The following is a 25818-nucleotide window of genomic DNA, read 5'->3' as shown; positions in this document are numbered from 1 at the left end:
TCTATTTCGTTGACCACTTTAAGTTTGAACGACATTGAGTAGTCCTTTTGGGTACGCTTGATGTACATCTGTTCTGATTTGTTCATTACACTTTCTTTTTGTGTAACGCTATTTCAGGACTAGACATATTATACTTATAAAAAACCATCGTAATCGATGGTTTTTTTTTATTTGATAGGCTCCAGGAAAGGATCAGGTTATAATTTCCACTGATGAAGAGCAGATGGCAAGCGTTATGGGACATTTTGATGTTATAATCCATACTGTTTCCTACGCACATGATTTAAATCCATACAACGGGACCTTAGCTACTAATGGCACTTTGGTTGTTGTTGGTTATTTGGGACCTTTGGACCCAATGTTGGTGACTGTCCCTATGATCAGTGGTGGCAGATCGGTTGCGGGAGCATTAATTGGTGGAATTGCAGAAACACAAGAATTACTGGATTTCTGTGGAAAGCACAATATTACTTCGGATATAGAGGTCATTAAAAATCAAGATATTAATAAAGCTTATGAACGTATGCTAAAGAGTGATGTACACTATCGGTTTGTAATTGATATGAAATCACTTAAAGGCTAAGTTCGACAACAATTGAAATACTTTTCAAATTCAGTTATAGCTACATAGCCATTACACACTTATTTATATTTATGGCGTATCCACTTTATAAATAATTGGTCCGGCAGCTCTATTGGATGAACCAAGGAATTATCGTAAATTCATAGAAACCTTAAACCTATCCCGTATGAAAGACTCTCGGATTATCTTTGCATTTGTACTTTCCGCGATGATGGCATGCAATCCAGGGACAAAGCAAAAAAAGGAAGAAACGCTCGCAGTTAAGAACATACCCAAGGTAGTTACGGCCGATATTGAGGCGGGCATTAAGGCCAATATCGCCAAGAAGGTAGAAGAGGGGGGCGGATATTTTAATATGTCTGCGGATGGAAAAGAACTACGCCTGCAATTGGTTCGGGTGCATACCGAATACCTATCCAATTTAGGGCCTCAACGGCATTTTGCATGTGTTGATCTGGCCGATATAAGCGGTGATGTATATGACGTGGATTTTTTCTTGGACGGAGATCCTGGCAGTATGTCCGTAACCGAAACCACCTTGCACAAGCTTAATGGTAAACCCTTTTATACATGGAAACAACGTAAGGACAAGACGTGGTATAGAATGCCTGTTCTAAACGCAACCTCAGATTTGCTTGGTGTCTTGGAAGGGGAGGACAAATTTGAATTTCATTATGAGGTTACACTACCTGAAATGAAGGAATCGGCAAGAATTTGGATTCCCGTTCCGCAGAGCGATCGCTTTCAAACGGTTGTGTTACGGACTATCGAAGCTCCCGCGGAACATCGGATACTTGAAGAAAAACAATACGGAAATTCCATCTTGTACATGGAACTTTTCCCTGAACATAGTGGAAGGAAAATGGAACTGGTTTACGATGTAGTAAGGCAGGAGAAAAAGCCCTATGAAGAAGAAGCTTCACCAACAAGATATCTTAATGCCAATTTACTGATGCCTGTAGGAGACCGATTTAAAATCCTGGCAGATTCCGTTATTGCACAAAAAAGTAGCGAAGGAAGTATTATGGAGGCAAGGGCCTTGTACGACTATGTAATAGATAATATGCGCTACATTAAAGCGGGGAAATACGGCACGGGTGATGCGGTTTACGCCTGTGATGCACTTAGTGGCAACTGCACTGAGTTCCATTCTTTGTTCATATCCCTGGCCAGATCTGCGGGAATACCATCCAGATTTGCCGTTGGGGCGTCCATCCCATCAGACCGGGACGAAGGTGGTATTGATGGTTATCACTGCTGGGCAGAATTTTATGCAGAGGGTAAATGGTGGCCTGTAGATATTAGTGAAGCCAATAAATACACGGCTCTTGCTACCTACTATTTTGGCCGTCATCCGGCAAATCGAATCGAATTTAGTCGAGGGCGGGATCTTAAAGTAGAACCTGGTCCACTTTCAGGACCGATCAACTTTTTGGCCTATCCGGTAATGGAAATAGGAAAAAATCCAGCCTTCCCAAAAACGTTTTTTTGGTTTAATAGGAATGTTGGGAAAGAAACCTCAAAAGATATGGTAAGTCTATTCTGATACGGAATCCTTAGGATGTTCCTCGCTTTTTGGATGTTCTTCTTCCTCTTTTTTGGGATGTTCGTCAGCGTCATTTGTAGGATGTTCTTCATGAACTTCACCTTCTTCCATCATATCCTCTCCATGCTGTTCTGTCTTTTCCTCCTTTTTTTGCTCCCTACAGGAGTTCAATGTTCCGGCCGTAAGAAAGCCAAATAGGAGCATTACCAAAGTAAAATATTTAAGTTCTTTTAATCGGCTCATAATATCTATTGTTTTATTAATAAATAATCAAGGTCAGGGTGTGCTAAACACTTGATTACATTAAAGATAACCAATTTTGCCCTAACCCCGTCAATTACCCTAAGTTTATCCTGACTCTTGACCATTGTTCCCTATTCTGGAATAATAATATTTATGCTATTCTTTTCCACCAGCCATCGGGGGAGTAGGGTAGTATAGCTTTAATCAGCATGCTGATCAACCCTCAATGTCCAGTATAATCCCAACTATAAATAATGCTTATATTTGAGAAAACATATCGTCCACAAATGAATAAATTGGTCTTCTTTCCACTTCTAGCTTTCCTGATTATTTCCTGTAAAAATGAGCCTTCCAATAAAAATGAACTTCAATCCGAAGATAAAACCGTAGTTTTTGAAGGTATTTCAGAAGGGATAAAACCGGGAGATAATTTCTTCGACCACGTTAATAAAACTTGGTATGATGAAGCTGTTATTGCTGAAGACCAAGTAGGAGTAGGGTCTTACCGTTTTTTAAATATTCCGCAGCAAGAATTATTGCAAAACATCCTCGATGAAGTATCCAGTGGGAATCATGCCAAAGGTAGCATTGAACAACAAGTTGGCGATTTTTACGCTTCCGGAATGGATACTATTGGTATAGATCTAAGGGGTGTAACTCCTATATTGCCCATTTTAAAAAGGATAGATGCCATAGCCAATATTCCGATGATGATGGTGTTTGTTGCAGAGCAAATAAAATCGGGCGACTATTCTATGATTGCCCCCTACATTTCTCCTGATCAAAAAAACAGCAGTATCAATATTTTGCATTTCACGCAAACAGGTTTGGGCTTACCCGACCGTGATTATTATTTTGGAGAAGATCCTTCGGTTAAAAAGATTCAAGAAGCCTATAAGACCTACCTTGCCACTGTGTTTGAATTGGTAGGGGTGGCCTCTGCCAAACAGCAGGCAAATACCGTATATGCCATTGAAAAACAATTGGCAGAATCCCATAAAACCCGTTTGGAAAGAAGAGTTGTAAAAGAGAACTACCATAAATTATCCGTTTCTGGTTTAGACAAGACCCAAAGTAATATTGGCTGGAAAACTATGTTGAAAAATTTAGGTGCCGAAGTGGATTCAGTAGACGTTGGTCAGCCGGCATATTATGAAACCCTAAACTCCATGTTGACTTCTATTCCGTTGAAGGATTGGAAGGTATTTTTAAAAGCTAATTCTATAGGCTCGCATGACAATATTTTAAGTACCCCTTTTCAAGATGCAGCCTTTGAATATTCTAAAGTATTATCCGGTCAGACCCAACAACAACCGCGAAAACTACAGATGACACGTAATGTGGACCAGCAAATAGGTTTCGCGCTTGGGCAATTGTATGTAAAGCGATACTTTAATGAAGATGCCAAAAAACGGGCATTGGATCTGGTCAATAATTTTCAGAAAACCCTGGAAAAAAGAATTGAGCAGCTGGATTGGATGAGCGATAGCACCAAGCTAAAGGCCAAGGACAAACTCTACGCCATAAACAAGAAAATAGGATATCCGGATGTATGGAGAACCTACGATGTGGAAATAGATAGAGAGAAGTTTTTTGAAAATGTAGTTGCTTTACGGCAAGACGAATACCAGTATGAATTGGCGGACCTAAACAAAGCGCCCAATAGGGACCAGTGGCATACCACTCCGTCTACAGTTACGGCCTATTATAACCCCTCTTTGAACGAAATTGTATTTCCGGCAGGTATATTACAGTCGCCCTATTTTGATCTGTATGCCGACGATGCCGTTAATTATGGTGGAATTGGGATGGTGATCGGTCATGAGTTTACGCATGCTTTTGACGATCAAGGTGCACAGTACGACAAAAATGGAAATGTATCCAATTGGTGGACGGAAGACGATTACACAAAATTTAAGGCAAAAACACAACAAATTATTGACCAGTATAGTGATTTTACCGTATTGGACAGTGTGCACCTCAAAGGAGCCTTAACGGTGGGTGAAAACACGGCGGATAACGGTGGTATTGCCATTGCCTATGATGCCTTTAAGTTGACAGAACAAGGACAGGACACTACAAAAATTGGCGGCTTTACTCCGGACCAACGTTTCTTTTTATCTATTGCACGTATTTGGCGTGTTAAAATGCGGGATGAATTTTTACGAAATTATGTGGCTACCGACCCACATTCGCCGCCCATGTGGCGTGTAAATGGGCCCTTAATGAATTTCACTCCCTTTTATGAGGCCTTTGAAGTTAAAAACGGAGAAAACAATTTCAAACCTGAATCTGAAAGAATCAAGATTTGGTAAGGGTTAAATTGTCCGCTAATAAAATTATACCGTGGATTATTTAAAGGGATGGCCAGCTGGAGCATTCGCTTTGTTCCAACAATAGTCAGTTGCTTTTTAATATAAGTGTATTTTCGGCTTGTTTACTGTTGTGCCTTTGATCATTTGAACCATGATCACTATACCTTGCTGTTAAAACAATGGCACCTTTTTCGGAAGCGGACACTGCTTTTTCCTTTGTTTTGATAGTACCTTTAATTCCCGTTAAATAATCTTTATTTGAATCTAAATTATTGGCCAAAATCCAACGGACCATTTCTTGGACCTGCCCAACCTTCAAGTCTGGATGGGGGGGCATTTTCTCATCACCCCAAACAGAAGTGCTCCCAGAGATTATTTTTTCAGCTAGGGAATTTATAACATTTTGGTCATTATTGTATTTGGCAGCAATACGTTCAAACGATGGACCTATTAATGTTCCTTTGGCTTTGTGGCAATTGAAGCAGGTTGAATTACCCATCTGGACCAACGGCTTATAATTGGTATTGGCCTCACGCTGTAAATAGGGTTTAACCTCGGATGAATCCTGCAAATGCTTTACTACTAAAAGCACTTCGTTCGGGCTAATTTCATCGTATTCAGAATTGCCATCCTCAACATCCAAAACCTGAATTTCATACTGTAAAATGGAGTTCCATCTAAATGCACTGTTGGCAAAAGGTACTATTATTCTAATTTCTGGTGGGTTATTTTCTTGATTTTGAAATGATGAAAAACCCAAGAGAAAATAGAAACAAATACAAACGATAACGCCACTAATTACATTTTGTCTCATCCTATCAGGGATTAGAGCTTGTCTATGGTTTCTGCAACACGGTTAGCGGACCTAGTAGCGGCTTCTGTTCCCCAATTAAGGTTATCTGCATAAGCACCTGCAAAATGGATGCGGCCTTCAGGTTCTATGATATGGGGCCAAAATTTACTGAGTGCTCCAATTGGAAAGGCGGTTCTTTCACAATTGGGCGAATATTTTTGTTTGGTCCAATCCCGGCCCACAGCCAATTCGATCGTATCTCCCTTTCCAGGATAGACTTCGCGAAAGGCTGCCAGTACTCGCTGCGGTGAAACCCCTCCTGGTCCTGTCCCTAGTACGATCACACGATGGGTATCAACTTCTTCTGCGGATTGCCATACTTCCCAGAGATCTGGATGGTCCAGACTCATGTTAATATCCTTAAAGCCATCATCTTCCCAAAACTTGGAGCTCGCCTGAAATACAAATCGTTGGTAAGAATCATAGGTGATATTTTCGTTGATATATTGTTTTTTATCAGGTAATACAGGCTGTATGGGGATATTTTTAAGGGTAGGAAGTGGAATGCAATTCACAAAATAATCACCGGTAATTTCTTTCACCTCTTTTTGCCTTTCATAGGTAACGGTTACCCCTGTTTCCCCGTTGGTTATGGCAGTAATGGGACAATTAAGCCAAACTCTGGAACCCAATCTTTTGGCAAATGCATTCGGTAACATTTGGTTCCCTCCTTTTAATCTAAAAACTTCGGTGGGGTAGGTAGCCACACCCCTCATTTTTAAGATGGCGGCATACCACAATTCATAAAGTGCGGAAGAGTTATTTCCCCCCAAAAAGCCCAAGGCCGCTGGGGAAGCACCTTCTTTTTTATAAATATCAGACATGGGTACATTGTCCAATGCATCATACCCAACATTGAAGGGTTGGTATTCATCTTTGAAGACATCCAAGTATGGCTTGGTATAAAGCGATTTTAGATCGGACCAAGGATGGGTAGATAAATGGTTTATTTCTTTTTTATTAAATCCAAAATCTTTCAATACCGCAGGGTCTTGGAGCATTTGTTCCGTGTAGAACTTTCCATTGATCCGTCGTTTTAAATTTTTTCTCCTAGGGTAGGGAAGTGCCGTAATGTTGAATTCTTCGAGGTATTTCCAATATCTTTCATAACCGGGTTTAACAATATGTTCCTGACCAAAATCTCCATAAAGCCCATCGGACAACTCATCGCGCGTGGTATACACATGTCCACCATGTCTACCTGATGCTTCCAAAACCACAACCTCATGACCCTTTTTCATCAGTTCATAGGCACAGCATAGGCCCCCAATTCCTGCTCCCCCGATAATTATTTTTTTTGACGCTGCCGAAGGTTTGGTCCATTCGGAGGCGAGCTCCTCCTGCACCTTATTGGCGTTTAATGAATTGATAGGTAGAATAGAGGCCCCAACTCCTGCGGTGACCACATTTTTCATAAAAGTTCTTCTTTTTAGATGGCTCATAAATTGTGTATTAGAACTTGGAAGGGATATGTTGTTAGTAATGAATATACGAACTTTTTTAAAGCCGTCATATGTAATCCTCCTGAATAAATACGTGTGGCTGGAACAAGTAAAGGCCGACTTTTGGGAAGTCGGCCTTATTACTCAATATATCGTCTATAAATTCTTACAAATAAGCTTTTAATATTTTGTTACGTGATTTGTTTTGTAGAATCCGGATTGCTTTTTCTCTAATTTGTCTTACACGCTCTCTGGTTACTTCAAAGAGTTCTCCTATTTCGCTTAAGCTTATTGGGGTTCGTTGTCCAATACCATAATAGAGACGTATAATTTCACTTTCTCTATTTGGAAGTGTTTTTAACACCTGTTCAATATCCATCCTAAGGGAGTCTTTCATCATTTTGGCATCTGGACTGGTAGATTCCTTCGATTTTATTACATTGTATAAATTGGAAGATTCTCCTTCTTCAAAAGGCGCGTCCATGGACAAATGTTTTCCGGAATTTTTAATGGCAAGTTTAACTTGCTCGGGACCCATATCAAGTTCTCTAGCTATTTCTACCGCACTAGGAGGCCGCTGATAGGTCTGTTCCAAAGAAGAGTAAACCCTATTTATTTTGCTGATTTCACCAATTTTGTTCAAGGGCAATCGCACCATACGGGACTGCTCGGACATCGCCTGCAATATAGATTGGCGAACCCACCAAACTGCATAGGAGATAAATTTAAAACCTCGGGTTTCGTCAAAGCGTTTTGCTGCTTTCACCAATCCTATATTTCCTTCGTTGATCAGATCGGAAAGTCGTAAACCGTTGCCTTGATATTGTTTCGCGGCGGATACCACAAAACGTAAGTTGGCATTTACTAATTTATTAAGGGCAACCTGATCTCCTTTACGTATTCTTCTGGCCAGTTCCACCTCCTCATCTGCGCTAATCAAATCAATTTTTGATATTTCTTGAAAGTACTTTTCTAAAGATTTAGTGTCTCTGTTGGTAATTTGTTTAGTGATCTTAAGTTGCCTCATATATTTGTTTTAATTAATAATTCTTTGTAATAATATACGATTATTTTGCAGAATTCCTAATAAAACTGTAATTTTATTAGTTTTTATTTAAACAATTACACTTTTAAACGTGATTTTTCTTAAAAAGGTATAATTTTAAATAGTCCTTGAAACATTTTTTCGCCGAATTGTTTAGGGGAACGCCCAAAGTAATTATTTTCAACTCGTCGCACTGCCTCAATTACCTTCTTCATTTTCAATTTAAACACATAGAATATTAGCCTATTTTTCTGATAGGTCTTTAAAGTTCAAGACAAGATCATAATCAACAAAAGCATTATTGTTGGAAGTGGTTTTTCAATATAAATACACATAATTGGCAGTATACCTATATAGTTGGATGGGTAGCTTTGTTTCTTTTATTGAGAGAAACCTGATGCACCGACTGTTTTCATCCTAACTTTTCTAAATGTTAAAAATCGCATAGGTTAAAATACTATAGGTATTCATCAAGAATAGTGATACCTCCTAGCTTACTTACATTTATTTTTATCGATTCTATAATTGATGCATGATATGAAAAAATTATTCTTAGGTTTTTGTTTACTAGTAGGATTCGCCATTAAGGCGCAAACGGTCGCCGATCAGCCGTTTCTTCAAGATAGCGCTGAAAAGTTTTCTTTGGAAGAGGGGGTAGGGAATGTGGATTTACTTCAAATAGCGAGTGATCGAAATAAAGCCATTAAAGTGCTTTCCAACCAAGGGCTATTGCTCCCACACGAAAAAAGAATGCGACAAGATGTACAATATAGGCCCTTGATCGATATGAACATTGTTGCAATGACCGAGTACCAAGGTCAATTTGTTTACTTGACCAACAAGGCGGTTTTAAGCAATGCTTGGGCTGGCAAGTTATACATCAACCATAAGATAAACGCTCCTAGGGCTATGGGCATAGGTCCTGATTTTTTTACCATGATAGCAGGAGAAGGCGATTTTGTTATTTTTAAGAACAACCAAGAAGTTTGGAGGTCTTCCATCAATATCTTAAATCCGATATCCATACAGCATGACCCTAATTCCAATCAATTTTTTGTTTTGACGGCAGAGGGACTGTACCAAGTGGATAGTGAATTAAAAACAGCAAAAAAGGTATATGAGGCCAATAATTTAACGGCATTCAGTTTGTATGAAGACACCATTGTTGTGGGGACTACCAACGGGATACATATTTTGGACAGCAGATCATTTACCTTAAATAAATTAGACCAAAAACTACCTTGGACAGAAATTACCAGTGTTAAGAACATTCGCGGTAACCTATGGTTTGGGTCTACCAAAGGAGCCTTTAAACTCCGTGAAGATGGCAAATATGATTATTACGCTTCAAAGCGATGGCTGGTAGACGATCATGTGATCGACCTGGCAGATGGTCCTGACGGAAGTGTTCTGGTCCTGACCCAAAAGGGAATGAGTAAAATTGACTTTGTACCCATGACACTGGCGCAAAAGGCGGACTATTTTCAAGAAATTCAGCGGTTGCGACATATTCGCTACGGTTTTACTTCCGATCTGGCCATGAGAACCCCGGGAGACCTTTCTACGGGCTACTTTCATGATACGGATAATGATGGACTTTGGACTTCGATGTACTTGGCAGGGGAGTTGTTTAGGTATGCGGTAACTAAGTCCGAAGACGCCAAGCAAAACGCCTACGAAGCCTTTGAAGCCATGGAAAGATTGACTGCACTTCCCAATTTAAAGGGGTTTCCGGCTAGGTCTTTTGAGAGGGATGGTTATGAAGTAGGGTTGCATGCCAACGGGTTTTCTGAGGAGTGGAGAGAGAAATGGGAAAAAGAAAATGGAAGGATTTGGCAGTTGTCAGATGATGAACTTTGGCGTTGGAAGTCCACAACAAGCAGCGATGAATCTTGCGGACATTTTTTCGTGTATGCACTTTTTGCTGAATTGGCACCCGATAAAGCGTGGAGAGATAGAGCCATACATCAAATAAAAATTGAGATGGACCATATTATGGATAACGATTGGTACTTAATGGATTGGAATGGAAAGCCGACCGCTTGGGGAAAATGGAATCCAGAATATGTAAATAGCTTTCCTATCAATGTAGGGGATCGTCGACTGAATTCTACGCTTATTCTGTCTTTCCTTCAAACGGCCTATCATTTTACCAAGGACAAAAAATACAAAAAGGGGGCGGAAAAGCTGATAAAAAAATATGGCTATGATGAGAATGCCAACAGACCGGCCTCGGTTATTGGTTATGTGGATGGAGAGGATTTAAGCGATAAATGGAACCATTCAGATGATGAAATGTATTTCTTGACCATTCCCGGATTTGTTAATTATTCCTTCTCCGAAGAACAAAAAGAAGCCCATTTTAATGCGGTAAAAAGCCATTGGGAAGTAGAACGCTCTGAAAAAAATCCTCTATGGAATTATCTTTTTGCACTTTCTGGTGGAAAAAATATAGATAGTGAAGAATCCGCCTGGTGGTTGCAGGAGTTTCCAATGGATCTTATCGATTGGAAAATTGATAATGAGCACCGTAAAGACTTGACTAAAATAGAACCTAATTTCCGAAGCCAGACCTATACCGAGGTGTTACCGGGTGACGAGAGGACGCTTCATTTGCACAATGGAGCATACCGAAATAATGGCGGAAGCGATGGAAAACGGGAATACGCCCCCTATATCTATTTGTTGCCATATTGGGCAGGTAGATATGTTGATGCCATAAGTGCACCACAGGCTGAATAAGGTTATATTGCGACATTAAAAAGGGGAAGCCACGTGGCTTCCCCTTTTATTATTTAAAAGTATAGCGCTGCTCTTCTGTTGAAGAGGCGTTTAACAATTGGTTAAATATTCTTATGCTATCAAAATTTCGGGTAATCTCATCAGAGACAGCAAGGCCAGCTATACCCGTCTTCATTATGGCGGTAACATCTGCCAGGGTTATACCTCCAACTCCAATAATAGGAGTATCGGTTTTTAAGATATCTGTAATTGCAGTATAACCGTTTAGGCCTAAAACCGGACTTAAATTGTTTTCGGTCGCTACTGATCTAAAGGGACCTAAACAAATATAATCCACTTCTTTGGCTATTAATGTTTCGCAATCCTGCAAGGTATTTGCGGCACTACCTATCATTTGCCAAGTGTACAACTGATTTCTGGCCACGGTAGGCGTAGGGTCTTTTCGTTCTAAATAAACACCATCTGCTTTAACATCTTTTGCTATTTTATAATGGTCGTTAATAATTAATCTGGTTTGAAAATGAGCCGTAATCTCTCTTGCCTCTTGGGCTAACTTTAGCATTTTTTTATCTGTAACATCTTTCAACCCTAGTTGCACTAATTCTATACCAGAAGTACACGCTTTTTGTATGTTTTCCAAATGTGCTTTTGGTGAATTTCCCTGAGAGATATAATGTAGTTTAGGTATGATCATGCCTTGGTTTTTTGTAATCGAATATACATTTTTCACTATTAAATTGTAGCAGCCAATCTACTGGCCTGATTTATGGCACGTTTGGCATCCAATTCAACAGCTACATCTGCACCTCCCACTACATGTACTTTTATACCTTGTGCTTCCAATGGGGCTACCAATGCTGCAAATGGTACTTGGCCAGCACAAATGATAACGTTATCTACTGACAATACTTTTTGTGCTTCCTTATGAACATAATGCAAGCCATCATCATCAATTTTGGTGTATTGCACCTGGTTGATAAACTGTACTTTTTTATTTTTCAAGGTAGTACGATGAATCCAACCCGTGGTTTTGCCTAAGTTGCCACCAAACTTACCCTTACTACGCTTGAACATAAAAATTTCTCTTGGTGAGGGAGGGACTTCTGCCTTGACACCTTCAGTTCCACTCCTGGCCTTCATTGTTTTATCTATTCCCCATTCCTTTAACCAAGCGTCAATATTTAATGAGGTGCTTTCCCCTTCGTGTGCTAAATATTCTGAGACATCAAAACCGATTCCTCCTCCGCCTATAACGGCGACACGTTTGCCAACCGGCTTTTTCAACTTTAATACATCAATATAATTCAAGACTTTGGGATGATCAATACCTTCAATTTTCGGGGTTCTTGGTTTTATACCTGTAGCTACTATTACCTCATCAAAACTGCCATTTTTTAAATATTCCGCATCTACCCGCGTATTTAACTTTACAGTAACCTTATGTAATGCCAATTGGGTATTAAAATACCGAATGGTTTCATAAAATTCTTCCTTGCCGGGAATTTGCTTCGCCATGTTGAATTGTCCTCCTATTTCCCTATCGGCATCAAAAAGGGTAACCTCATGTCCCCGTTGTGCTGCTACGGTTGCCGCAGCCAAACCTGCAGGACCGGCACCTATTACAGCAATTTTTTTCTTTTTTTCCGTTGGATGATAATTTAGTTCCGTTTCATGACATGCCCTTGGATTCACCAAGCAACTTGCAACTTTTCGTTTAAAAACGTGATCCAAACAGGCTTGATTACAACCAATACAGGTATTTATCTCGTCCGCTTTATTGGCTTTAGCTTTATTTACCCATTCCGGATCCGCTAAAAATGGGCGTGCCATGGAGATCAAGTCTGCATGACCTTCAGCCAATACCTTTTCAGCTGTTTCCGGCATATTTATTCTGTTGGAAGTAACCAGCGGAATGGAAAGTTCTTCTTTCATTTTCTTGGTAACCCAGGTAAAGGCTGCCCTAGGTACCGAGGTTGCAATGGTGGGTATTCGTGCTTCATGCCAACCAATGCCTGTATTTATAATGGTGGCACCTGCTTTTTCGATCTCTTTGCCCAAGTCCACGACTTCTTGCCAGGTACTTCCTTTTTCCACCAGATCCAACATGGATAAACGATAGATGATAATAAACTCTTTTCCAACGGCTTCGCGGGTTTGTTTTACCAGTTCTATAGGTAAACGCATCCGGTTTTCATAGCTTCCACCGTAATCATCTTTACGCTTATTTGTTCTTTCTACAATAAATTGATTAGATACCCTTCGGACCCCATAATTTCTACCCCGTCATAACCAGCTAATTTGGATAGTTTGGCCGAGTTTACAAAGTCGCGAATGGTGCGTTTAATACCCGATGGTTTTAGTTTAAAAGGTTTAAAGGGACTAATAGGTGATTTTATGGCAGACGGGGCAACTGCGAAAGGATGATACCCATAACGCCCTGCATGTAGAATTTGCATACATATTTTACCACCTTCTTTATGCACTGCATCTGTAATTACTTTATGATGTTTTGCGTGTTTTTTTGTGCTCATTCGTGCCGAAAAAGGCCCTGTCCAGCCTTGAACGTTAGGGGCAATGCCACCGGAAACAATTAAACCAACACCACCTTTTGCACGTTCTGCATAATAGGCGGCTATTTTTTCAAAGCCATTTTTTTCCTCTTCCAAACCTGTATGCATGGAGCCCATTATAATTCGGTTTTTGAGGGATGTAAATCCTAAATCCAGCGGTTCGAAAATATGTTTATATTTGGTCATATTGCTTAATGTTTTTTTCGTGAGACCCTTTTTTCCAAAGCCATAGGCGCATTGAAATGTGATGGTCGATTTAACCCCGCTTTTTCAGCTGGGTATGTGGTTTAACACTTCGACACTTGGATCGATTCTTTAAATATTTCCTGCGCTGCACTGGTAATTTAGCCATAATTTTACTATGCACGCATAATAAATGACAAGATACGGTTTTTTTTGAATGTCGAGTGGTGTGTAACTGTTGTTGGCGTTTTATTATCGGTATATCAAAAGTGGTTAATGCCTCAGTTGCATATAAACTGAACGATAGTAGGAGGGGAGGGGCACCGAATTTGTTTGTAAGGTGCATATAATCCTTATTATAGTATAAATAGTTAAAAATTAATCCCCGAAAGAGATTCAAAAGTGTAATAGAGGGCCAACCAATATGCGATAAGTAAATTCCTGTTGGCCAGCAGATGTATGAAACGGTTTTTTTTTGGTTGCTCGAATAAATGCCATGTATTCTCTAAAAGAATGCATCAATCCAAAGGTCTGACTTCCCAATTTAAAAAAGTATTCCTGAAATCAAGAAAGGGTTCAATTCGCATTATTTGTCTTTTGTGAGTAAATTTATCGGAAAGGAAAATCTTTTATTGGACCATCGTGAAAAGGTACATTCGCCTTGAAAATCAATTCCTGGCCACCTGAAACTTTAAGGGGATCTATGTGGTTTTTGATTACTTTTTGCAAGTATTCATCATAATCCTCAATATCACGGTAAGAAACTAGTTCGGTTGATGTTACTTGCATTAAGTTGTCCTTATAAAGTCGCAATAAATTTGATTTATCCATTTCAATCGGTAATTCAGGTAAAACAAGACTGCTAGAAGTTTTACTGTTAAACGTAACATCCCAAACGTAAATGGGGTAGTTGCCACCATCATTTAGCCGAATACGTCCTATAATGTGATCTGTTCCAGTAATGTCAAAATTTATCTTGTTATTAGAAAAAGTAAAATCCAATGTATTATCAGGGACTGACAGGCTGGATTCTGGTATGCCTATGCCTGAGGCATAATAATTTTGATATTGGAGGCTATACCGGAAGGCATAGAAATTAGTGTTTAAATGATAGTTTAGAGGGTTGCCGGGTACAAGGTATTGGCTTCTGCGATCAATTAGCTGAAAATTATTAATGGCATAATCGTTAGCGGTCCAATAACCGTACATTAACAGTGAAGCTGAGTCTAAATCAGGACTATGTGAGGAATTGAAAAAGATGCTATGGGTTTCGACGTCATCAGATGTAAAACTCGTCTTATCCAAAACAAAGTTTTCAGGGAGGGGAGGATAAAGTATTATGTTTTGGTAATTCCCAAAATCATAATTGTATAAATAAAAAATTTCAGGGTCATGGTTGTCACCATCAATGTCATCGATAATGGTTACCGTAAAATTATTTCCCTCAATATTAGATTCAATACGGTAATCTGAATTGTAGGGTACATTAAGGTTCCAAGAGCTTATACGGTCTCCACTTGTGAATCCCTTTGTGGGATAGTTTTTTTTTGAACCTTCTTGGCCCCTGAAAGGCTTCTTTAAGTTTATTACTCCTGGATTGTTTCTAGTGAGGTTTGCATGGGTTGACATTCCAGTTGCAGATCCATTATCCGTTGTGGCAAATGTTAACATGAATTCTTCGTCACTGCCAAATTCTTCAAGTGAACTAAGGGTGACGACGTTGTCATCATTTGTAAATGTTTTTGCCGAAATAAGAGTGCCATCCATCTTAGAAGCAAAGGCTACTGCATTGATTATGTATTGATTTATCATTTTTTCTGGAAGGTTGATGGATATAAGTCTTCGATGGACCTCAAAATTCAATTCCTTGGCTTTGGTTTTCCCCTGAGTATTAGTCAATATTATTTTTAAAACATGTGAACCTGTATTATAACTTTCAGGATTAAAATCAAGTGAAATATCATTTGTGTTTTGAGATGAATAAATGGATTGGGAATCGATAAAAACTTCCACCATACCTTCTGTACTATTAATTGTCGCATTAATTTTAACAACCTCATCGATTATTTGTCCATCAATCATTGAAGAAACCATAATGTTTGTATCCATATCGGGTATATTGGATGAATGATCATTATTACATGAAAGAACTATGAAAAGCAACATTAGAAACGGAAATAATGGTAGTCGAGTAAAAGTCATAACACGGTATCGAACGAGGAATTAGTTTTGTGGTCAAAGCGAGGAATTTTATTCCATATTGCCTAATTTATCACAAAATATTTCTTGTACTCTAAATTTAGATTAATTTAAGAATATCCTTAAGGCTAATAAATATTAAGCATTGAGGAAATGCGACGGTTCGTTGGCCAATTTGTCACTACGCTATTTTAAATACTTCTTCCGGAAAGTTTCTTCATAATTCTTCACAAATGGTAATGAAGTCAATCGCAAACCTTGATTATGCGAGGTTCATGAATACCTAATTAAACCAATGACTAACAATGAAAAATACCAGCCCAACATGGTTCTTCGGACTATCTTATTTACCATTTATAACCTCTTCTGCGCACAGATAAAGTGATAGGGGAGTGTGAATTTTGGTTGACCAATTTCCTGTGGAAAAATACGATTTGTTCGAGGAAGTGTTTGTACATGTAATGGGCCATGTCTTGGGTGTGGGTACGCTTTGGAACTTAGCCCCATTTTTTGACAGGACCCTAAGAGGCGGGTCTGATAGCAACCCGTATTTCTTGGGAAAACAGGCGAACGTATTTTGGAATAGAGAAGGTGGAACCTTGGAATTGCAGATTGAGGGTGACTATGGCCCTGGTACAGCTTTAGGCCACTGGGATGAGGAAATCCTGAACAATGAGTTGATGACCGGATTTATAAACTTAGGTGAAAATCCTTTAAGTAGGATTACGGCAGGATCAATGAAAGATCTGGGATATGGTGCCGCCTCAGTTGGCGAATCGTACAACTTGCCCAAGGGCACAGCTGGCGTAGACATACACGACTTGGGGAACGAGGGAACAGCCGATAATCCAGGACTTCATATTGCAAAAATGGAAGTTTTACTGAAGCCAGTTGGTTTTGTAAACATTAAAAAATAATAAGTAGATCCAGATGCTTTGCTCCTACGTTTTAACAGGCTTAGGGCAAGGCTAATAAAAAGAGCTTTCACCAGATCATTGGTTCCGGTTGGAGGCTTTTTTTATTTGGAATTTCCTTCACTGGAATTTGTCCAGCGCTCAGCTAGGCAATTCATTATGCAATTGCCCTCCATATTTTAACATATCCCACGAGACCTTTTAAAAAAAAATATGTATTCAATATTACATAGGTAATGTTCTATCCATTTGTACGACCAAAAGCAGGATGAACCGTTATAGTTAGAATGAATGCAGCAGCAAAACAATAAACTCCGGACATTTAAAACCCTGAATTTTCTTAAAGCTATTCACTTCCCTTTACTTCAATTTATAATTCCAATATTTCTTTTTGTACATGTTACTGTAGAAGCCCAGGTGAAAGATACGCGTTTACCCCTCATTATAGATGCTGATACGGCAAATGAAGTAGATGATCTTTATGCCATTGTACGAGCAGTTGCAGAGCCTAAATTCAATATTCTAGGCATTACTTCAGCGCAGTTTCATACGTCACCATTGGCAACAGATAGTAGTGTTTATGAAAGCCAGCGAATCAATGAAAGAATACTTAAGTTAATGGGACAGAATACTATTCCGCTTCCTTTGGGGAGTAATGTCCCCATAAAGAATAGTGAGGAACCAGCCAGTTCTCCTGCTTCACATTTTATAGTTGATATGGCGCATGAATTGCCTGACGGTCAAAAATTGAATGTAGTTGTTTTAGGGCCTTGTACCAATATTGCCAGTGCCATTTTGGAGGATCCGTCCATTATTCCAAAATTGAAAGTACACTATCTCGGTTTTTGGCATAATGTGGAAACGAATATTTATAACAAAAAGGAATTCAATTCAGGAAACGACCCTAAAGCGGTAGAGATTCTGCTAAATACCGAAGGCCTTGATATTACTATAATGACAGCAACTACCAGCCAACACCTTGTGTTTACAAAAGCAGAAGTAGATGATAATTTAAAAACTAGGGGAGGTGTCTCCGATTATCTCATAAACCGATGGGAAACCTATGAACGTTGGTGGACCAAAGAAGATCCGGAAAAGAGTAGCTGGATTATGTGGGATGTAGCTATCATAGAAGCACTGGCCCGTCCCGAATTATCAAAAACCGAAACTTTTTTAACGCCTAAAGAAAATACGCAACGCTTAATAAACATCCATACAGAAATAGATGTAGAAATTATGAAAACAGATTTCTGGCAAAGCTTAAAAAAAATATAAAAAATACAGTATGTACCTAGACGTTACTACTTCAATTGCAGAAATTGGGATTTGTTTAAATAATATTGGTTTTATTGATCCAAAACACGAACAAATTCTCTCCGTTGAAAAGCCAGGTGAGGGAAACATGAACGTTGTCCTTAGAATCCGTACCAATAAGCGTTCTTTTGTTGTAAAGCAATCCCGTCCTTTTGTTCAAAAATACCCGCAGATTATGGCGCCCATTGGGCGTATATATGTAGAGTATCAATTTTACCAAGCAGTTTCAAATAAAGCTATTGAACCACATATTCCTGAAATTCTAAGGTATAATACAGACAACCATTTATTAATACTGGAAGACTTGGGGGATTGTAAGGATATGTCTTACCTGTATGATGAAAGAAATATTGGAACCTCCCAACTCCATCAGCTTTTGGATATTGCTTCCCAAATACATAAATCCAAACCTGAGGAATACCCTGAAAATATGGAATTGCGATTGCTTAATCACCAACACATATTTGTACTGCCTTTTCTTAAGGAAAGTGATTTTTCCCTGAATGCTATTCAAGAAGGACTTCAGGAACTCGCCCTTAGGTATAGAAGTGACGAAACATTAAAAAAAGAAATTTCAAAGGTGGGACAACAATACCTGTCCCAAGGCAATACGCTTTTGCATGGTGATTATTATCCCGGGAGTTGGATGTCAAAAGGAGACCACATCTACGTAATTGATCCAGAATTCAGCTTTATGGGATTTGCTGAATTTGACATTGGGGTACTGGCGGCACATAGTATTTTGATTACGATGAATATAGATGGTCTCCAAACCATAAAAAGTGGGTAATCAGAAAGGCTGAACGAACAACTACTCGCTCAAGTAGCCGGAATAGAGATAATGCGCAGGTTAATAGGTTTGGCCCAACTGCCTTTAAAAAGATCTATTCAGGAAAAAAAGTTGCTTTTAGAGATGGCCCGTACTTTGATTATGAATAAAGGCAATTAAGGTTTTACCATCTTCACAGATTTTTTTTCCTTCTATATGTACTTTCTGAAAAGGTAATGGTACATAAATTATGTGACCCGACGGCAGGAGGGAGGGCAATGTGTGCGGAATGGGATTTTATATGAAAACGCTGAAAAACTAGAAGAGTTACAGTAATTTTGTGATTAACATACTTTAAATAATTTCAGAAACTTGTTAGAGAAAAGGCAACAATTACCACAAGAGCAATTTATAGATGCAGATTATTTCATTTATTGTTTGGAAGGGGTTCAAGAAATAGAAACGGACAAGGTTACCGAGGCACAAGAAAACTTGGAACAATTGGCGATGAATTATGGCATAGCAAGTATTTATAAAACGTGCGACACTATTGAAGGACTAGAAGCTAGCTTAAATGCCCTGGTATTGGATGATCATAATTTTAAAGACTATGAAATAATCTACTTGGTTATAACAGGTGAAGCAAATAGTATATGCTTAAATGACTACTATTATAGTTTCCAAGAAATTGCAGAAATTTTTGAAGGAAGGTTAAAAGGAAAGATTTTACATTTTTCGAATGCAAAAATCTTGGATTTAGACGAAGAGGAAGCACAATATTTTTTGGATATCACTGGCGCAAAAGGTGTTTCTGGCTATGGTAATGAATTTAATGGAATAAGCAGCTCAAATCTTGATATAGCATTCTTTAACTTATTTAAAGAAGATGATAATATGTTAGATGTTGTAGAAGAGTTGCACCAAAGACATTACAATGTCTGCAAATTGCTGGATTTTAGATTGTATTATTAGTGAAACTCAATTTTGAGAAGTCAGTAAGACGCACTGAAAATTGAACTAATCCCGCTTTTTTCGGCGGGATCTAGGTTCAATACCTCGACCCTTAGGTCGATTCCCATTATTGGGTTCAGGGCTTGCCCTGAGGATTAATACCTTTTATTAAACCCTTATTGCCACTGGCTAAACCTATACGCGACAAAAAGTGATTACCCTGTGGGTAATCGCTTTTTTCGGCGAGATGATGTGTTGGCAAAAGAACACTCCAGTAAAACGGCTTTTACATACGCGATAAAAATTGATGACCCAGTGGGTGATTAATTTTTTCGCCGAGATGGTGCGTGGGCCAAGTTGTTGTCATCTTCTTTGATTTTTTTCTTTCCAAACGTTTTCCTTTGCAAAGTTAGTGACGCCCACGAAGGAGGTTCACGAGGTCCTATCTAATAAAATATGAAGGTGCCCAGTAAACACCTGCCCGACTTTGTCGTTCATGCGGACTTATTATGTAGCCGAGGCACTAGGGGAGTGGAATGCGTGTGGAATGAATTTTCTGTCTAAAGTTTTTTCTTTAAAATATACCCACTAATGGGTATTCGGTATTTTAACATTTACATGAACAGTGAAATTAAGAAAGGGAATTTTTATTGATTACCACAATTAAATTTAATCTTGTCGTGAATATTAAAAGGTTTAAAGAAATCCGTCTTATCGCCGGCAAGGTGTTCGGGTTTGTAAAAATCAATGGTAGGAGGGAAGAGGCAAGCAAAAGATACCTTTTTTAATAATATATCCATCAGATCATTGATTTAGAGAAGGTTACTGTTTATCACTTAAATATTTTCAATAGCGTTTAGGTAGACCTTGACCCAAATAACACGTATAAAGTCAGTTTTGCAACTACAAAGGGTGTAAAAAAAATACGGCAGCAACCGAGAAGAACTTAACATCAAAGCCATAGAGGCAATGAAAAATTACTTGAACAAAATCAAGGAATTCATTCCTTGTAATCGCGCTGTTTTTAGATTGGTTTAGTTAATGAGGCAATTTCTTTTTAAGCAGGCCATAAAGAAAAGTGCCTATTAAGGCACCCACAATTACAATCAAAATTGAAATGTAACCTGCTCCAGCAAGAACATACATAGGTCCCGGGCACACACCTGCAAGTGCCCAACCTAAACCGAATATGGTACCTCCAAATAAATAACGCCTAACACTTAAATCCTTGGGCTTTAAATTCATTTTTTCACCATCGATAGTTTTTATGTTCTTTTGTTTTATTATCTGTACGCCTATAATACCTATAACAACGGCAGATCCCATAAGACCATACATATGGAAAGAACCAAAATGGAACATTTCATAAATGCGAAACCATGAGGCGGCTTCCGATTTAAACATAATAATTCCGAATAAAATGCCTATACTTAAATATGTGATGTATCTCATCTTATCTAAAAATTAAAGGGTATAATAAATGAATCATAATCATGCCACCAACAAAAAAACCTATAACCGCAATTAGTGAAGGTATTTGTAGATTACTCAACCCAGAGACACCATGTCCAGAGGTACATCCACCGCCATATCGTGCCCCAAATCCCACTAATATTCCTCCGATTAATAACACAGCGATTATAAACGGGTCATCAAGCGCATCAACTGCAAATATTTCAGGTGGCATATAACCTTCTCCTGCACTTGTAATTTGATAATCTTCGGAGAGTTGTTGGGCAACTTTCGGATGAATACCTACACGAGAATCACCCATAAAATTTGAGGCTATAAAACCTCCGATAATAGCACCCAATACTACCATTAAATTCCAGCGTTTAGACTTCCAATCAAAATCAAAATAATTGGCGGTTCTTCCCGCACCCATGGCGGCACAAACAGTACGCAAATTCGAAGACATACCAAATTTTTTGCCTGCAAACAGGAGTAGAAACATCACTAATGCTATTAAAGGTCCTCCCACATACCACGGCCAAGGTTCATAGATTATGTTCATAATGAATTTCGTTATTAATAAAAATTAATTAATTAAAATCTTTCACATTATCTCCCAAATCAAATACGGTGGCATTTAAATATTTGGCTATAATACTACTACCCGCTGCACTTCTATACCCGCCGGCACAATGCACTACAATAGGCTTATCCGTTGGAATGTCATCTGCAGTATACCGCAACTCGTGCAAGGGGTGTGAAAGGGCTTTATCAAAAATCTTACTTTCTTCTACCTCGCTCGCATTACGCACATCAACGATGGTATAATTATTTGGATTTTTTTTAAAATCTTTCAAATTAAGCCGCTTTAAAACTATCAGGTCTTCTTGAGAGATCGTAATGACCTGTGTCAATTGCTTTTCGTATCCTATTTTGGCAACACGGTTTAACAGCCTGTCGAGATGCTCTTTTCCATCAATAACCAAAGTAAACTCTTCCTTTGGTCGCACAATAGCTCCTAGCCAGGTTTCGAACTTTGCATCGTCTGAAACCGCTTGAATATTAATACTTCCTTTTAGGTGTCCTTTTTTAAAGGTTTTTTCATCTCTAATATCCACTAGGAGCCCCGAAGCTGCACTTTTTTCAGAAAAGGGAATCGAACCAATAGCTGTTTCTAAATTAGCTGCGCCCCTCTTGTTAATAGTTACATTAAAAGGGAAATAGGAAGGAATAAAAGGAAGGCTTTCCAATAGTTTCTCAACAAATTTTTCTTTTGACTGTTTCTTAAAAGCCCAATTGTTTTTGCGTTCATCACCCAAGGTACTACTATGGGCATCACCCATACTTTTACCGCATAAAGATCCTGCACCATGGGCAGGGTATACCATTGCATCATCAGGTAAATCGTTGAATTTATGTTGTATGGTATCATACATGGCTTCGGCAAGTTGTTGGCGTTCATCTTTCCCTGCATTCTCGCGTAAATCAGGTCTACCCACATCGCCCACAAACAGTGTGTCTCCTGTAAATAGTAGCGTTTCATCGCCATCAACGGCAACAATGGTTATACTATCCGGGGAATGACCTGGTGTATTTATAACCTTTAATTTAATATTCCCTAAAACCACGGTATCACCTTCATCAAATGCTGTAAATGGATAATTGGGTTCCATTCTTTTACTGTGATATATGGATGCACCCGTTTCTTTATGTATCTGTAAATGGGAGCTTACAAAATCTGCATGCGGATGCGTTTCCAGTACAATAGTTATTTTGGCTTTGTGAGCTTTTGCATAATTATAATAGGGTTTCGGATCGCGTTGCGGATCAATTATCGCCATTTCACCATCGCTTATAACTGCATAAGAATAATGGGATAGGGGGCCATATTCAAATTGCTTGATCTTCATAATTTAAGTTTTAATAATAACCAGATTATACAATCGAATTTATAGGAATATAACAAATTGCTTTAACTGAATTAATCATTTTTGTTGCTCTAAAACAGGCTATAAACATATTTGATTGAGCCTTTTATATTTACCTAAACATTATGTCAAATACTCCGTGCAAAGTGAAAGTCTAGTTGATTTTTAGTTTTTCAGGCGAGACGATGCGCCTGCAAAAGAATGGTTTCTGGGATACGGGTGGGTTGGCATGCGCAGTTGGTTTATTGGCAGCTCATAATTAGCGTATTTGAAAATTTATGGGCTTTTGTACGGGATATTGAAATTATGACCAGTATTCAATAATGGGGATACAGTGGATATAAATTTTTTCGCGGGTTGACGCGGGTAGCCTTGTAGACAAAAAGTTTAATGGAAAGGGACACTCCTGTAAAACGGCTTTGACATACGCGATAAAAATTGATGACCCAGTGGGTGATCGCTTTTTTCGGCGGGTTGATGCGGCTGGGACGATATAAAAAATTTGTGTGTTACTATATCTACAATTATATCAAATACACCGTATACACCGTTTTACGCTATAGGCATAAATGTTCTATAATGTTCCGCGTGGCGCCTGCCCCGCCTTTGTGGCGGGGTAACTTGAGCTTTGGTAAAGCAAAGTTTTCTTCTACGATTTTTCCTGCAAATTTTTCTACCAAAAAGTTTCTTCCACAAGGGGTAATGGAAAACTTATTATACGACCCGACTAGCTTGTCCGCCGAAGCTTTTTTGCATAGGCCGATAGAAAGGGAGTGTAATGTGTGTGGAATGATTTATAAATTTTAATCTTTCATATTATGACCTTCAACTGTGTCAAATTAGAAACAGGATAATGTGATTTGCCTCTTAGGCTATTCCGGATAAACCTTCTTTAATACCAAATTAGCTAGAAATCTATTGGAAGAAGAAATCTCTAATAGGTCCGTCATGAAAAGGTCCATTTCCCTTATAAATAAGTTCTTGGCCCTCGGTAACCATTAGCGGATCTTTATGATCTTTGATTACTTTTTGAAGATATTCGTCATAATCATTTATGCCTTTATATGCTACCAGTTCGGTAGAAGATACTTTCATTAAATTACCTTCATATAGGTCTAATAGATTTGAAGACTTAACTTCATCGGGCAATTGAGGTATCACAATACGCTGTGTTGTTTTACTATTAAAAGTGATATCCCAAAGGTAATTCTGGTTAGTTGGGACCTTATCGAGGTCAAAAAGTCGTATTCTACCCAATATATGGTTTGTGCCAGTAATGATTAAGTCAGCGGTATTATCGGCATACTCGAAGTCTAGTGTAATATCAGGGATGGTAAAAACTTCTTTTGGAATACCTATGCCTGCAGCATAAAAATTACCAAAGGTTATCCAGTATCGGTAATCATAAAAATTGGTGTTTAGTGCATAATTCAATTGATCACCAGTAGAAACAGTTTGACTCATGTTATAAATCAAGTGAAAAGTGTTGATTTCAAAATCGTTGGAATTCCAATAACCATAAATATTCATGAACGCTCTGCTGTTGTCAAAATTCTGGGTCGAATTTAAAATTACACTCTTAGATTCAAGGCCAGCCGTACTGAAGTTGGCTTTATCTAAAATAAAGTTGTCGGGCAGTGTAGGATAGAGCGTTAAATATTGATAATTATTGAACATTCCCGAATTATTATATCCATACATGTAAAAAATTTCCGGATTATTAGTATCACCGTCAATGCCATTTTTGTGAAAAACGGTAAAATTCTCTTCCGCTGCGTTTAATGAAACACCATAATATGATTTAGAAGGTTCGTGCGTATTATCGGAGGTAATAAGTTCGTTGTCGGCAAAACCAACTGCTGGATAAGTTTTGACTTCTCCTTCACCTCCACGAAATGGTTTTTTTAAATTAATTGTTCCTATGTTGTTGCGTGTAAGGTTTGCATGCGTGAAGAGGTTCGTTGCATAGCCGTTATCGGTCAAGACAAATGTCAACATGAATTCTTCATCAACACCAAACTCTTCGGCTGAACTTAAGGTAATGATATCATCGGCATTATTAAAGCGTTTGGCCATAATAAGACTACCATCCATCTTAGAGGCAAAGGCGACAGCATTAATTATATATTGGTTTACCATGTTTTCCGGAAGATTGATGGCAATAAGTCTTCGATGCACCTCAAACTTCACTTCCTTAGTGATGGTTTTTCCATTTGTTTCTGTCAATACAATTTTCAATACATGTGAACCTATAGTATAACTTTCAGGGTTAAAATCAATTGAGATATCATTTGTATTTTGAGAAGAATAAATTGATTGAGAATCGACAAAAACTTCTACCAAACTTCCTGCGCTATTGACTGTCACATTGATTTTTGAAGCCTCATCGATAATTTGACCATCAGCGATTGTAGAAACCATAATAGTTGTATCGATTTCTTGGAGGTCGGATGAAGAATCCTTACCGCAGGAAAGAGCTATAAAAAGCAGTAAAGGCAACGAAAATATTTTTGGTCGGGTAAAAATCATAATATGGTTTTGAGCAACGTATTTGTATTGTTTTCAAACGTCTAATAGTAATCCATATTGTATATTTTGTTACTGAATCATTTTTTGATATAATTTTTTTTTATGCAGAAAAATTTTAAAAAACGTTAATCAAATATTCTCAACTTCATGATTTGACATAAAATAGTCAATATTTGTTATTATGTTCAATCGTTACAAAACATAATAGAATTATGATTTACGTTTTTCATTTAACCTTTA

Annotated in this window: 18 protein-coding genes and 1 pseudogene; 8 read left to right on the top strand and 11 right to left on the bottom strand. The window is 38.4% G+C overall.

Translation table 11 applies throughout. The features are described from left to right. Positions 1–223 precede the first annotated feature (223 nt). Together H4O18_RS09665 and H4O18_RS09660 are read left to right on the top strand one after the other, a co-directional pair. Positions 224–583 (top strand): MDR/zinc-dependent alcohol dehydrogenase-like family protein, encoded by a 360-nt coding sequence (locus tag H4O18_RS09665; RefSeq protein WP_246474161.1) that lies wholly within the window; start codon positions 224–226, stop codon positions 581–583. Positions 584–749: 166 nt separating this feature from the next. Further along, positions 750–2129 carry a transglutaminase-like domain-containing protein gene (locus H4O18_RS09660; RefSeq protein ID WP_187583930.1) on the top strand — a complete coding sequence of 460 codons (1380 nt, stop codon included), beginning with the start codon at positions 750–752 and terminating at the stop codon, positions 2127–2129. Here the strand turns inward: H4O18_RS09660 and H4O18_RS09655 are convergent. Further along, positions 2121–2372 (bottom strand): hypothetical protein, encoded by a 252-nt coding sequence (locus tag H4O18_RS09655; protein ID WP_187583928.1) that lies wholly within the window; start codon positions 2370–2372, stop codon positions 2121–2123. The genes H4O18_RS09660 and H4O18_RS09655 overlap by 9 nt on opposite strands. A gap of 287 nt (positions 2373–2659) precedes the next feature. Here H4O18_RS09655 and H4O18_RS09650 point away from each other — a divergent pair, with 287 nt between their 5' ends. Further along, positions 2660–4687 carry a M13 family metallopeptidase gene (locus H4O18_RS09650; RefSeq protein WP_187583926.1) on the top strand — a complete coding sequence of 676 codons (2028 nt, stop codon included), beginning with the start codon at positions 2660–2662 and terminating at the stop codon, positions 4685–4687. 85 nt (positions 4688–4772) lie between these two features. Here the strand turns inward: H4O18_RS09650 and H4O18_RS09645 are convergent, their stop codons facing one another. From H4O18_RS09645 to H4O18_RS09635, 3 genes are all read right to left on the bottom strand, one after another. After that, complete coding sequence (locus H4O18_RS09645; RefSeq protein WP_187583924.1) at positions 4773–5501, bottom strand: c-type cytochrome; 729 nt, start codon at positions 5499–5501, stop codon at positions 4773–4775. A gap of 11 nt (positions 5502–5512) precedes the next feature. Further along, on the bottom strand, positions 5513–6982 hold the full coding sequence (locus tag H4O18_RS09640; RefSeq protein WP_246474159.1) for a flavin monoamine oxidase family protein: 1470 nt from the start codon (positions 6980–6982) through the stop codon (positions 5513–5515). 166 nt (positions 6983–7148) lie between these two features. Beyond that, on the bottom strand, positions 7149–8009 hold the full coding sequence (locus H4O18_RS09635; protein WP_187583922.1) for a sigma-70 family RNA polymerase sigma factor: 861 nt from the start codon (positions 8007–8009) through the stop codon (positions 7149–7151). Positions 8010–8564: 555 nt separating this feature from the next. Here H4O18_RS09635 and H4O18_RS09630 point away from each other — a divergent pair. After that, on the top strand, positions 8565–10769 hold the full coding sequence (locus H4O18_RS09630) for a hypothetical protein (RefSeq protein WP_187583920.1): 2205 nt from the start codon (positions 8565–8567) through the stop codon (positions 10767–10769). Between the two features lie 49 nt (positions 10770–10818). On the opposite strand, the gene H4O18_RS09625 is transcribed toward H4O18_RS09630, so the two are convergent. The 3 genes and pseudogenes from H4O18_RS09625 to H4O18_RS09615 form a co-directional block, all read right to left on the bottom strand. Then, the gene (locus H4O18_RS09625; protein ID WP_187583918.1) at positions 10819–11463 is read right to left on the bottom strand and encodes a thiamine phosphate synthase; all 645 of its coding nucleotides are present in this window, start codon (positions 11461–11463) and stop codon (positions 10819–10821) included. Positions 11464–11501: 38 nt separating this feature from the next. After that, a pseudogene (locus H4O18_RS09620) lies at positions 11502–13525 on the bottom strand (oxidoreductase). A 606-nt stretch (positions 13526–14131) separates the two neighbouring features. Beyond that, positions 14132–15631 carry a hypothetical protein gene (locus H4O18_RS09615; RefSeq protein ID WP_187583916.1) on the bottom strand — a complete coding sequence of 500 codons (1500 nt, stop codon included), beginning with the start codon at positions 15629–15631 and terminating at the stop codon, positions 14132–14134. A gap of 509 nt (positions 15632–16140) precedes the next feature. On the opposite strand from H4O18_RS09615, the gene H4O18_RS09610 reads away from it, so the two are divergent. The 4 genes from H4O18_RS09610 to H4O18_RS09595 all read left to right on the top strand — a co-directional run bounded on the left by H4O18_RS09610 (position 16141) and on the right by H4O18_RS09595 (position 19690). Further along, a complete protein-coding gene (locus H4O18_RS09610; protein WP_187583914.1) occupies positions 16141–16638 on the top strand; it encodes a M8 family metallopeptidase in 498 nt (165 codons plus the stop codon). A 288-nt stretch (positions 16639–16926) separates the two neighbouring features. After that, the gene (locus H4O18_RS09605; RefSeq protein ID WP_187583912.1) at positions 16927–17910 is read left to right on the top strand and encodes a nucleoside hydrolase; all 984 of its coding nucleotides are present in this window, start codon (positions 16927–16929) and stop codon (positions 17908–17910) included. 10 nt (positions 17911–17920) lie between these two features. Next, positions 17921–18739 (top strand): phosphotransferase, encoded by an 819-nt coding sequence (locus tag H4O18_RS09600; protein WP_187583910.1) that lies wholly within the window; start codon positions 17921–17923, stop codon positions 18737–18739. 351 nt (positions 18740–19090) lie between these two features. Further along, the gene (locus tag H4O18_RS09595; RefSeq protein WP_187583908.1) at positions 19091–19690 is read left to right on the top strand and encodes a DUF6642 family protein; all 600 of its coding nucleotides are present in this window, start codon (positions 19091–19093) and stop codon (positions 19688–19690) included. Positions 19691–20707: 1017 nt separating this feature from the next. Here H4O18_RS09595 and H4O18_RS09590 read toward each other — a convergent pair. The 4 genes from H4O18_RS09590 to H4O18_RS09575 all read right to left on the bottom strand — a co-directional run bounded on the left by H4O18_RS09590 (position 20708) and on the right by H4O18_RS09575 (position 25578). Next, complete coding sequence (locus H4O18_RS09590) at positions 20708–21121, bottom strand: DUF6691 family protein (protein ID WP_187583906.1); 414 nt, start codon at positions 21119–21121, stop codon at positions 20708–20710. 1 nt (position 21122) lies between these two features. Next, positions 21123–21683, bottom strand: coding sequence for a YeeE/YedE family protein (locus tag H4O18_RS09585; protein WP_187583904.1), 561 nt, complete (start codon positions 21681–21683; stop codon positions 21123–21125). Between the two features lie 28 nt (positions 21684–21711). Then, positions 21712–23031 (bottom strand): MBL fold metallo-hydrolase, encoded by a 1320-nt coding sequence (locus H4O18_RS09580; protein WP_187583901.1) that lies wholly within the window; start codon positions 23029–23031, stop codon positions 21712–21714. A gap of 933 nt (positions 23032–23964) precedes the next feature. Next, positions 23965–25578 carry a hypothetical protein gene (locus H4O18_RS09575; protein ID WP_187583899.1) on the bottom strand — a complete coding sequence of 538 codons (1614 nt, stop codon included), beginning with the start codon at positions 25576–25578 and terminating at the stop codon, positions 23965–23967. Positions 25579–25818: the final 240 nt, after the last annotated feature.

Source organism: Arenibacter arenosicollis, assembly GCF_014397245.1.
In the GTDB taxonomy this organism is placed as follows: Bacteria; Bacteroidota; Bacteroidia; order Flavobacteriales; family Flavobacteriaceae; genus Arenibacter; species Arenibacter arenosicollis.
Note: the sequence above shows the minus strand (reverse complement) of the source record. Positions and strands in the feature narration are given on the sequence as shown.